The 10555-nt window shown below is 73.6% G+C and carries 12 protein-coding genes; 6 read left to right on the top strand and 6 right to left on the bottom strand.

What is annotated here, in order from left to right; translation table 11 throughout:
* On the bottom strand, nucleotides 1-1134 hold a 1134-nt coding region (eccB, locus tag EAD98_RS20765; protein WP_121655714.1), incomplete at its 3' end, for a type VII secretion protein EccB.
* Nucleotides 1135-1262: 128 nt separating this feature from the next.
* Here eccB and EAD98_RS20760 point away from each other — a divergent pair.
* Together EAD98_RS20760 and EAD98_RS31300 are read left to right on the top strand one after the other, a co-directional pair.
* Nucleotides 1263-1982, top strand: a complete 720-nt coding sequence (locus EAD98_RS20760; RefSeq protein ID WP_121655713.1) for a spermidine synthase — start codon at nucleotides 1263-1265, stop codon at nucleotides 1980-1982.
* A 337-nt stretch (nucleotides 1983-2319) separates the two neighbouring features.
* Entirely contained in the window at nucleotides 2320-2496 is a 177-nt protein-coding gene (locus EAD98_RS31300; RefSeq protein WP_167627024.1) for a hypothetical protein, read from the top strand.
* A gap of 12 nt (nucleotides 2497-2508) precedes the next feature.
* On the opposite strand, the gene EAD98_RS20750 is transcribed toward EAD98_RS31300, so the two are convergent.
* Complete coding sequence (locus EAD98_RS20750) at nucleotides 2509-4311, bottom strand: acyl-CoA dehydrogenase (RefSeq protein ID WP_121655711.1); 1803 nt, start codon at nucleotides 4309-4311, stop codon at nucleotides 2509-2511.
* A 169-nt stretch (nucleotides 4312-4480) separates the two neighbouring features.
* Nucleotides 4481-4936 (bottom strand): DUF4383 domain-containing protein, encoded by a 456-nt coding sequence (locus EAD98_RS20745; RefSeq protein ID WP_121655710.1) that lies wholly within the window; start codon nucleotides 4934-4936, stop codon nucleotides 4481-4483.
* Nucleotides 4937-5109: 173 nt separating this feature from the next.
* On the opposite strand from EAD98_RS20745, the gene EAD98_RS20740 reads away from it, so the two are divergent.
* The 4 genes from EAD98_RS20740 to EAD98_RS20725 all read left to right on the top strand — a co-directional run bounded on the left by EAD98_RS20740 (nucleotide 5110) and on the right by EAD98_RS20725 (nucleotide 7928).
* Complete coding sequence (locus EAD98_RS20740; RefSeq protein ID WP_121655709.1) at nucleotides 5110-5532, top strand: MmcQ/YjbR family DNA-binding protein; 423 nt, start codon at nucleotides 5110-5112, stop codon at nucleotides 5530-5532.
* Nucleotides 5533-5689: 157 nt separating this feature from the next.
* Nucleotides 5690-6727: an L-dopachrome tautomerase-related protein gene (locus EAD98_RS20735; RefSeq protein ID WP_121655708.1), complete on the top strand. Its 1038-nt coding sequence runs from the start codon at nucleotides 5690-5692 to the stop codon at nucleotides 6725-6727.
* Nucleotides 6728-6786: 59 nt separating this feature from the next.
* The gene (locus tag EAD98_RS20730; RefSeq protein WP_121655707.1) at nucleotides 6787-7167 is read left to right on the top strand and encodes a VOC family protein; all 381 of its coding nucleotides are present in this window, start codon (nucleotides 6787-6789) and stop codon (nucleotides 7165-7167) included.
* 65 nt (nucleotides 7168-7232) lie between these two features.
* A complete protein-coding gene (locus EAD98_RS20725) occupies nucleotides 7233-7928 on the top strand; it encodes an alpha/beta fold hydrolase (RefSeq protein WP_121655706.1) in 696 nt (231 codons plus the stop codon).
* Between the two features lie 64 nt (nucleotides 7929-7992).
* Here the strand turns inward: EAD98_RS20725 and EAD98_RS20720 are convergent, their stop codons facing one another.
* The 3 genes from EAD98_RS20720 to EAD98_RS20710 form a co-directional block, all read right to left on the bottom strand.
* Complete coding sequence (locus EAD98_RS20720) at nucleotides 7993-9249, bottom strand: MFS transporter (protein ID WP_121655705.1); 1257 nt, start codon at nucleotides 9247-9249, stop codon at nucleotides 7993-7995.
* A complete protein-coding gene (locus EAD98_RS20715) occupies nucleotides 9246-9845 on the bottom strand; it encodes a helix-turn-helix transcriptional regulator (RefSeq protein ID WP_121655704.1) in 600 nt (199 codons plus the stop codon). Before EAD98_RS20715 ends, EAD98_RS20720 begins: the two co-directional genes overlap by 4 nt.
* Nucleotides 9846-9909: 64 nt before the next feature.
* A partial coding sequence (locus EAD98_RS20710; protein ID WP_147457454.1) for a hemerythrin domain-containing protein occupies nucleotides 9910-10555 on the bottom strand: 646 nt, incomplete at its 5' end.

Raw genomic sequence — 10555 nt, 5'->3', positions numbered from 1 at the left:
GGCCAGGACGGCGCCGCCGGCCGGCGCGGTCCGCGGCACGGCGGCCAGGTCCGGCAGCGGTACGCCCCAGCGCACCTCCCCGGCCCCGCCGTCGTCGTCCACCCGGGTGCAGAACGCCCCGCCGTCGCCGGCCGCGAGCCGGGGCGGGGCCGGCGGCGGTGCGGTGGGGCCGTTCGGGGCGAGGTCGGGGGCCGTGGGCAGCGCCGCGAACCGGCCCAACGTCATCGGTTCCGGTTCGCCCTGCCCGGTGCGGGCCAGCAACAGCCCGGCCTGCAACTCGGTGATTCCGGCCAGGCCGGCGTCGAGCGCCACCGCGTACTGCCGGCCGCCCCCGGAGTTGCGTACCAGGTACACCTGGCCGATCGTGGCGCCCGGCACCCCGGTGGCACGCCGGCCCAGCTCGGGCAGGGCGAGCGGGGCCAGGTCGGCGCCGGCGGGCAGCGAGTTGAGCAGGGCGGGCGCCACCGGCACGGCCCGGGCCCGGGTGGTGGCCAGCGCCGCCAACACCCGGTTGGGGTCGCGGATCAGGTAGCGCCGCTGGTGCCAGACCAGGTGCAGCCCGCCGTCCGGGTGGCGCGCCAGCAGGGCCTCGTCGCCGAGTGGCCGGCCACCGCCGGGCTCGGTGCCGATCAGCAACGCGGAGCGGGGCGCCTCGCCGGCCCCGCCGGCCGGGATCGTCGAGCAGACCGTCCACCCCGCCGTGGCCAACCGGCCCGGGGCGGGCAGCGAATCCGGCGCGTCGGCGATGCCCAGCGGCAGCCCCCGCGGCACGCCGTCGATGGACCGGCGGGAGACCAGCACCGTCTTCGAGCGGTCCGCGCCGACGATCAGCAGCGCCGAGGCGTAGTTGAGCACCGGGTGCAGCTTCTGCTCACGGTAGACGAACCGGGCGCCGGACTCCTTCTCGACGATCACCGCGCCCGGGTCGCGCCAGCCGCTGCCGCCGCCGGCGAACAGGCCGTAGAGCGCCGAGCCGCCCAACCCGATGGCCGCGACCAGGACGCTGGCCAGGGCGGCGCCGGCCAGCCGCCGGAACGGTGACTGGGCCGGATCGGTCTCGCGCATCACCAGGGCGGCGACCGCCCGCTGGACGCTGAACTGGTAGGAGTGCAGCTGGTCCTGCCGCGACGGCATGAGGTCCCTTCCCGCTGGATCGGCCGGGCACAGGATAAGCGCTGCGTCGATGTCCCGTGGACCCTGCGTGGCCGCCGCCGGTCGGGCCGGTACCATCCGGGGACGATTCCGGCGGCGAGAGGGCACCCGTGGGCACGCGTTTCGAGGAGCTGGCCTGGCGGGAGACCCCGATCGGCGCGATCAGCCTGCGCCGGCGCCGCGACCCGGCGCTCGAGGTCGAGGTGTACGAGGTCAAGCTCGACGACGAGTTCCTGATGTCCAGCCTCTTCCCGGTCGCGGAGATCGAGCTGGCCCGGCTGGGCCTGGCCGAGCTTGCCGGTGACACGCTCGACGTGGTGGTCGGCGGCCTCGGGCTGGGCTACACCGCCCGCGCCGCGCTGGACGACCCGCGGGTGCGGTCGATGCTGGTGGTGGAGGCGATCGAGGATGTGATCGACTGGCACCGGCGCGGACTACTGCCGTTCGCGGCGGGGCTCGCCGAGGACCCACGGACCCGGTTCGCCCACGCCGACTTCTTCGCCGCGGTGGCCGGCGACACCGGGTTCGACGCCGAGGCGCCGGGGCGGGTGTTCGACGCCGTGCTGCTCGACGTCGACCACTCTCCGCGCAACGTCCTGCACCCCAGCCACGCCGTCTTCTACGCACCGGCCGGGCTGCGTCGCCTGGCCGCCCTGCTCCGCCCAGAGGGGGTCTTCGCGCTCTGGTCGGACGACCCGCCGGACGCCGAGTTCACGGCGGCGCTCACCGGGGTGTTCGCGACCGCGCGGGCGCACGTCGTGCCGTTCGCCAACCCGCTGACCGGCGGCGAGTCCGCCAACACCGTCTACGTCGCCCGCACGGCCGGCTGAGCGACCCGGTCCGCACGGCGTGGTGAGCCGCCCGGCCCGCACGGCGGGGCGAGCCGCCCCAGCCCGCACGGCGGGGTGAGCCGCCCCAGCCCGCACGGCCGGCTGAGCCGACCCAGCCCGCACGACCGCATGATCGACACGGTGTCGGCGACATCGCGGTATCCCGTCGTCGGTGACAGCCCCACGTCGGCGATCCTGAGTCGATGAAGCGGCGCGCGGGCGGGTCGGTTTCCACCCGCCCCGCCGCCCGTCGCGGCGCTCGGGCATGGTTTCGTCCGGATCGGGAAGGTGACCCGGACGTCGTCGCCACGGGCGCGACCGGTTACCGGAGGTGGACATGCGCGCGCTGCTCTGGGTTGTCGGCGTGGTCGCCGGCGTGCTGATCCTGCTCGGGCTGATCCTCGAGGCGGTCCGCTGGCTGATCATCATCGGGTTGATCGCGCTGGTGATCGTGATCATCCTGGGTGTCGTCAAGGGCCGGCAGGCCATGCAGCACCAGACCAGGCGACGGTGAGGGGCCGGCCCCTCAGAACCAGTCGGTGCGCATGTCCAGCGTGGTCCGGTCCCGGCTGTCCAGCAGGTCGAACTGCGGGCCGGTGCGGGGCAGCTCGACCCTGAAGAAGTACCGCGCGGCCTGCCGCTTGCCGGCGTGGAACGCGTCGCCGGACTCTTCCGGGGGCAGGGCCAGCACCTGCTCCAGCCACATCCACGCGATCACGACGTGCCCGACCGCCTCCAGGTAGGCGCTCGCGTTGGCCAGCGCGAGCACCGGGTCACCGTCGGCCCAGAGTCCGCGGGTGACCGCGACGACCCGGTCCACCGCCTCGGCCAGCCGGTCGGCCAGCTCGGCGGCCTCGCCCCCGGCCTTCCCGGCCCGGTCGACGGTCTCGCGGATCGTCGAGGTCAGCAGGGTCAGACCCGCCCCACCGTGCATGGTCATCTTGCGTCCCAGCAGGTCCAGCGCCTGGATGCCGTGGGTGCCCTCGTGGATCGGGTTGAGCCGGTTGTCCCGGTAGTGCTGCTCCACATCGTGGTCGCGGGTGTAGCCGGCCCCGCCGAGCACCTGGATCGCCAGGTCGTTGGCGGTCAGGCACCACTGTGACGGCCAACTCTTGGTGATCGGGGTGAGCACGTCCAGCAGCAGGTGCGCCCGCTCGCGGTCGGCCTCGACCGGGGCGGTCTTCTCCTCGTCGAGCAGCCGCGCGCAGTAGAGCACCAGCGCCAGCGCCCCCTCGACGTAGCTCTTCTGCGCCAGCAGCATCCGTCGTACGTCAGGGTGGTCGATGATTGGCACCTGCGGCGTGCCCGGGTCCTTCGCGCCGACCGGCCGGCCCTGCGGCCGCTCCCGGGCATACGCCAGGCTCTTGAGGTAGCCGGTGTAGCCGAGCGCGGTGGCGCCGGCGCCCACCCCGATCCGGGCCTCGTTCATCATGTGGAACATCTGGGCCAGCCCCTGGTGTGGTGGACCGACCAGGTGACCGACGGCGCCGGGGCGGCCGGCGGGGGTGTGGCCGCCGTCGCCGAAGCTGAGCAGGGTGTTGGTCGTGCCCCGGAAGCCCATCTTGTGGTTGAGCCCGACCAGCACCACGTCGTTGCGGTCGCCGAGCGAGCCGTCCGGCCCGACCAGCACCTTGGGCACGATGAACAGCGAGATGCCCTTCACCCCGGGCGGGCCGCCGGGGATCCGTGCCAGCACCAGGTGCACGATGTTCTCGGCCAGCTCGTGATCACCGCCGGAGATCCACATCTTGGTGCCGAAGAGCCGGTACGTGCCGTCCGGCTGCGGTTCGGCACGGGTGGTGATGTCGGCCAGCGAGCTGCCGGCGTGCGGCTCGGACAGGCACATGGTGCCGAAGAACCGGCCCTCCAGCATGGGTCGCACGTAGGTGTCGACCTGCTCCGCGCTGCCGTGCGCCAGCAGGAGGTTGGCGTTGCCCAGGGTGAGGAACGGGTACGCGGAGGTGGAGACGTTGGCCGCCTGGAACCAGGTGAAGCAGGCCGCCGCGACGGCGTGCGGCAGTTGCAGACCGCCGACGGACGCGTCCAGCCCGGCGGTGAGCAGGCCGGTCTCGGCGAAACTCTCCAGCGCCGCGCGGACCTGCGGGATCAGCCGTACCCGCTGCCCGTCGAAGGTGGGCTCGGCCAGGTCGGCGGCCCGGTTGTGCGGCGCGAACTGCTCGGTCGCCACCCGCTCGGCGAGGTCCAGGGCGTCGTCGAAGGTCTCCCGGGAGTGCTCGGCGTAGCGGGGGCGTTCGACCAGCTGGGACACCCGCAGCCAGTCGTGCAGCAGGAAATCCAGGTCACGGCGGGAGAGCAGGGTGGACGGCACGGCACTCCTCTTCGGGCACGGGGGCGGCTCGGTCCGGGGCGCCAGCCCGGCGTCGCCCCGGCCCATCCTGACGGATCGGCCGATCGTGCACCACCGGCGGCGGGGCACCGCCGCGCCCTGGGGGACGCGGCGGTGCGGACGACAACGCCGGACGGGGTGGGCCCGACGGTCAGCGACGGTCGGCGGGCCGGCGGGTCAGCGCCACGCCGAGCGCGATCATGCCGAGGCCGAGGAACAGGTGCAGCCAGTTGTCCGCGCCGTTGAGCGGAACGAAGTTGGCGCCGCTGGAGTGGTCGATGACCAGCCCGTAGAGCCAGAGCACGAGATAGACCGCGCCACCGCCGATCAAGTACCCGCGGGCGCCGGAGACCGTACGCGCCAGGGCCAGCCCGGCCACCCCGAACGCGAGGTGCACCAGGTTGTGCAGGATGGACACCTGGAACAGGCCGAGCAGCTTTGCCTCGGACTCGTGGCCGGCGAACATCATCGTGTCGTAGTTGCTGGTGATGCCCGGGATGAAGCCGAGCACGCCGACCAGCAGGAAGACCACGCCGACGACCTGTGCAGCCGTCTTCACCGGGTGTTTGACACCCGTCGCGGTGTCGGAACCGAGCCTGCCAACCATGTTATTTCCCTTCATCGATGTAGTACCGGGAGATGTCCCCCGGGCCCGCGCGGCGAAACCACCCGGGTCGCCCCGTGCCGCAGGGACCGGCCCGTGTGGACGACACCGAGGTACGCCGGCCGGACCGGCCGAGGCGGGTGACCTGTCGTACCGGCCGGCTAGGGTCACTGACCGTGACCGAACCCGGAGACGTCCCGTCCGAGGTCCTCGACCGGCTCCGGCCGATCTGCCTCGAGCTGCCGGAGACCTACGAGGAGCCGGCCTGGGTGGGCACGCGCTGGCGGATCCGCAAGCGGACCTTCGCCCACGTGCTCACCGTCGATCCCGATCATCAGGTCGCCCATGCCCGCGCCGCAGACGTGGACCAACCGGCCTGTCTGCTGATCTTCCGGTCGCCACCCGACGAGATAGCCGGGCTGGTGGCCAGCGGGCATCCCTTCTACAAGCCGGCGTGGGGCCCGAGCGTGCTGGGCATGGTCGTGGACGGGGGCATCGACTGGGGTGAGGTTGCCGAGCTGCTGGCCGAGAGCTACTGCCTGCTCGCCCCGAAGCGACTTGCCGCCCTGGTGGACCGACCGGCCGCGCCACCCGGCTGAGCGTCCCGCCGGGCGGCCCGACCGACCGCGTGGGCTGGCGACCCACGGGCCACCGGTTTCGCGCAGCGCGACCCGGGGATACCGCGCGCCGGGTGGTCGGTTCCTCGGCCACCGGTTGGAGTCGAGGGGCGCCGTCGGGCGAGTGAGGAGCGGTTCCGTGGCCACGCTGCCCACCGAGGAGGATCTCCGACTGACGCCGGTGCTCGCCGAGGACCGGGTGTGCACGGGCGTGACGACCGTGCGGGAGCGGGTCTTCCTGAGTTACCCGTCGGCGGACCGGCCGGGCGTGCGGGTCGCCGAGGCGTTGCCGGACGGCCGGCGCGTCCCGTACCCGGATGCCGCGTGGAACGCGACGGACCAGCCGCCGGACGGGGCGTTCGTCAACGTCAACGGGCTGCGGGCCGGCCCGGACGGCCGGCTGTGGATCATCGACGCGGGCGCGCCGGGGATCGGCGTCCGGCAGGTGCCGGGCGGGGCCCGGCTGATCGTGGTCGACCCGGACGGCGACCGGGTCGACCGGGTTTACCACCTGGACGCGGCCGTGCATCCCACCAGCTACGTCGACGACGTCCGGTTCCACGACGGCGTCGGTTACCTCACCGACGCCGGATCGCCCGGCCTGCTCGTGCTCGACCTCGACTCGGGACAGGTCCGGCGGGTGCTCGACGGGCATCCGAGCACCGTGGGCCGGCCTCTGGTGGCGGACGGCCGCCCGCTGCGCGACCCCGACGGCGGGGCGGTCCACGTGCACGCCGACCAGTTGGAGGTGTCGCCCGACGGCCGGTGGTTGTACTACCAACCCGCCTCCGGCGGGATGTCCCGCATCGCCACCCGGTGGCTGGACGACCCGTCGGTGTCCGCCGAGGAGTTGGGCCGACGGGTCGAACCGTGGTGGGACAGCCCCGGCACCGGCGGTACGGCGATCGACGCCGCCGGCACCATCTACCTCAGCGACGTGGAACGACGGCGCGTCCTCACCCTGGCGCCGGACCGCACCGTGCGCACGCTCGTCGCCGACCCCCGGCTGGCCTGGGTGGACGCGATGTGGATCGACGCCGACGCCCGGCTCTGGCTGCCGGCCGCCCAGCTGCACCTGACCGCCGGGCTCAACGGCGGGCACGCCGCCGTCGACTACCCGGTCCGGATCTACCGGATGCCGGTCGACGGCGGCCCGCCCGCACTGGACCACCCCTGAGCGCAGGACCGGGCGACGCGGGCCGGTCGGGCGCGCGATTCGTCGATATCCTGCCTCGCATGCACCGAAGCCGTGTCTACGCCCTGCTGATCGACGCTCCCGAGGCGGAGGCCGCCCGGGCGGCGGCGTTCTGGTCGGCGGCGTTGGGCGTCAGCACCCGGTCCGATCCCGCCGAGCCGCAGTTCACTAATCTGCACGAGGCGCTGCCCGGCCTGGTCACGGCGGTTCAGGCGGTCGATGACGCGCCCCGCTTCCACCTCGACATCGAGACCGACGACGTGGCAGCCGAGACGGCGCGGTTGATCGCCCTCGGCGCCACCGAGGTGTCCCGGTGGCTGGAGTGCCGCGTCCTGCGAGCGCCCGGTGGGCATCTGGTCTGCGTCCTGCCGGTGGAGAGCCCACCGGAGGTCTTCGCCGCCCAGGCCCGGACCTGGCCGTGACCCGACGTCCGCCACGCCGGTCGGAAGCGGCGGCGCTGTCGGGGGGCGGCGCTAGGGTCGCGGCCATGGCAGAGTTCGTACTGGTGGCAGGGGCATGGCTGGGCTCGTGGGTGTGGGACGAGGTGCTGCCGCCGTTGCGCGCGGCCGGGCACGGCACCCACCCGCTGACCCTCTCCGGCGTCGCCGACAAGCAGGGTGTGCCGGCCGGGCAGCAGACCCACGTGCAGGACATCGTCGGTGAGATCGAGCGGCGCGACCTGCGCGACGTGGTGTTGGTCGGGCACAGCTACTCGGGCATCCCGGTGGGTCAGGCGGCCGAGCGGATCGGCGACCGGCTGGCCCGGGTCGTCTTCGTCGACTCGGAGGTGCCGGTCGACGGCGGGTCGTTCGCGTCCGGCTGGTGGCAGGGTCCGGCGGCGCTGGAGTCGTTGATCGCCGACAACGGCGGCTACTGGCCGCCGGCGAGCCCGGCCGATCTCGACGGCCAGGGGCTCACCGAGGAGCAGATCACCCGACTGACCAAGGGCTTCACCCCGCACCCCGGTGCCACGCTGACCGAGCCGGCCGTGCTGACCCGCCCGCTCGGCGAGCTGCCCACCACGTACGTCAAGTGCCTGCTCGACGGGCCCGAGCCCAAAGACACGGTGGCCCGGTTGCTGACCAGCGACCACTGGCGACTGGTCACGATGGACACCGGCCACTGGCCAATGGTCTCCCAGCCTGCCGAGCTGGCCCGGCTGCTGCTCGAGGCAGCGGGCTGATCCGCCCGGGTTCGGGCCCGGCTCCGCGCGTCGGGCGTCCCCTGGTGGGCGCCCGACGGGCCGATCAGGTCACCGCGTCGTCGAGGGTGGCGATGTGGCGCACCGGCGACGCGAACAACCACAGCACGGCGAGCACGCCGCCCAGGCCCGCGATGACGAGCGTCGGCCGCAGCCCGATGGTCGTGCCCAGAGCGCCGCCGACCAGGGCCCCCAGCGGCCGGATGCCGTAGTTGACGGCGCTGTACGCGCCGGCCCGCCGACCCCGCGCGTCGTCGGGCGTGACCGCGGTGAGCAGGGCGTTCAGGTTGACGTCCATCAGCATCACCCCGACGCTGGAGACCAGCTCGATGGCGGCCAGCATGGCGACCTTCGCCCAGGTGGGGCCGGTCACCAGCGCGGTCAGGGCCAGCGGCGCGGGAAAGAGGACGACGCCGATCATCGTGGTACGCCCCAACCCGATGGCGCGGGTGACCCGGGGTGCCAGCGCCGCGCCCGCCAACCCGCCGATCGCACCGGCGCCGAACGCGACGCCGATGGCGCCGGCGGACAGGTCGAGCTCGCGGCTGGCGTAGAGCACCAGCAACGCGGTCGCGATGAACGAGAAGAAGTTGACGGTGCTGGTGCAGCCGAGCGCCGCGCGCAGCACCGGGTGGCGTACCACCAGCACGAGCCCGTCGCGTACCAGGCCGAGGGTGGACGTCCGCCGCGGCGGCGGTGGCGCCTCGGCCACCGGGATGCGGCCGATCAGCAGCGCGGAGGCGAGGAAGGACACCGCGTCGACGACGACCGCGACCGGCGCGGTCAGTGCCTGGACCAGTCCCCCGCCGACGGCCGGGCCGGCCACGAACGACACCGCCCGGCTCATGCTCAGCTTGCTGGTCGCGTCGATGTAGGCCGACGGCGGCACCAGGGCGACGAAGAACGCCTGGCGCGCCATGGCGAACAGCACCGCCCCGGCGCCGGTGAGCAGCGCCACCAGGTAGAGCTGGGTGAGGGTGACCGCGCCGAAGAGGTACGCCACCGGCAGGCTGAGCAGCACCGCGGCGCGGATCAGGTCGGCGATGATCAGCAGGCGACGTTTGTGGGTGCGCTGGTCGACCCACGCGCCCAGGAACAGTCCCAGCAGGTTGGGCAACCAGATCAGCGCGGTGAGGATGCTGACCTGCGCGGGCGTCGCGGCCAGCAGGGAGACGGCGATCAGTGGGAGGGCCAGCTCGCTGATCCGGTCGCCGAACTGGGAGACCGTCTCGCCGATCCAGAAGGTGCGGAACCGCCGGTCGCGGTGCAGTGCCGGCCGGGGTGCCGTGCCGACGGCGGTCACGGCGTCGCCGGGTCGTCGTCGCCGGTCTCGGGCAGCAGGTAGCGCAGCATCCGGACGACGCGCGCTCCGGCCGGTGGCGTCTGCTCGTCCTTGCGGCGCACGTACGGGGCGAGCAACTGCTCGATGGCATCCTCCAGCTCCCGCAGCTCGTCGGCGGTGGCCACGAACCGGGTGTCGGCCACCCCGGCCAGCCCGCGCCACTCGGCGTCCAACCGGGGCTCGTCGTGCAGCAGCCACTGCTGCGGCGCGTCGGCGGTCCGGGCGAACATCTCGCCGCGCAGTTGACGGCCGGCGGCCTGCCCCTCGGCGTCGTCGGGCAGCGTGAAGCGGAAGCCCCGGGCGGCCGCCTGCCACCAGCGTTCCCGCTTGCTGGTGGCTCCCTCCCAGTCGGTGACCAGGCCGAACGTCGCGAGATGCCGCAGGTGCCAGCTGACCACCGAGGGTGTGGCGCCCACGTGTGACGACAGCCCGGTGGCGGTGGCGGGGCCGTGCCGCTGGAGGCGGTCGAGGATGGCCAGCCGGACCGGATGGGCCAGCGCCCGCAGCGCCTGCGGCTCGGTGATCTCGAAATCTCCGTACGGGTTCTTGAGAGACATGTTTCGAAAGTAGTCTCTCACGTCAACCGGGGCAACCCCCGGGCCGAGCCGGGATCGCTGCGGGTCAGCTCACCCCCAGCCGGGCCAGCGGCTCGACCAGCTCGCGCTCCTCGTAGCTGAGGTGGGACAGCAGGGTGTCGGTGAGCAGGTCCACCGCGGCGCGCAGCTCGGCCAACCCGTCCGGCGCCCCGACGTACGCGACCAGGGCCCGATCGACGCCCTCCAGGACGTCGTGAATGACGTGGTGCTCCTGCTCCAGCCGGTCGATGACCGGGCGGAGCCGGGGGTCGGCCTGCCGTAGCCGTGGAAAGAGTGCCTGGTCCTCGATGGTGTGGTGGGTGGTGACGATGCGGCAGTAGGACTCGCAGTAGGCGCCGAGCGTCCACCTGTTCTGCCGCATCGTCATCGTGTTGATGTGCGACCGGGCCGCCCCGGCGTCGATCTCGCCGGCGGCGACCTGCTCGATCAGGTCGTGGATCTGGGCCAGCTCGCCGCGCAGGCCGTCGTGCACCTGCACCAGGTGTTGGCCGTTGGCCTGCTCCTGCGGGGTGTACGTGCGCGCCGGGTCGGGTGTGGGCCCGCTCGGGCGGGCCGACTCGTCCCAGACCTGCCGGTCGCTGCGCCGCCGGCCGTCGTCGGGGGTCGGCACCACGGCGAAGGCGCCGCCGGTCACGCGCGCCCGGGCCGGCCGCGCCTTCGCCGTGGTGCCG

The organism is Micromonospora sp. CV4 (genome assembly GCF_003667455.1).
GTDB lineage: Bacteria > Actinomycetota > Actinomycetes > Mycobacteriales > Micromonosporaceae > Micromonospora.
The sequence above is the reverse complement of the archived record's forward strand: the minus strand, read 5'-3'. Positions and strand labels throughout refer to the sequence as shown.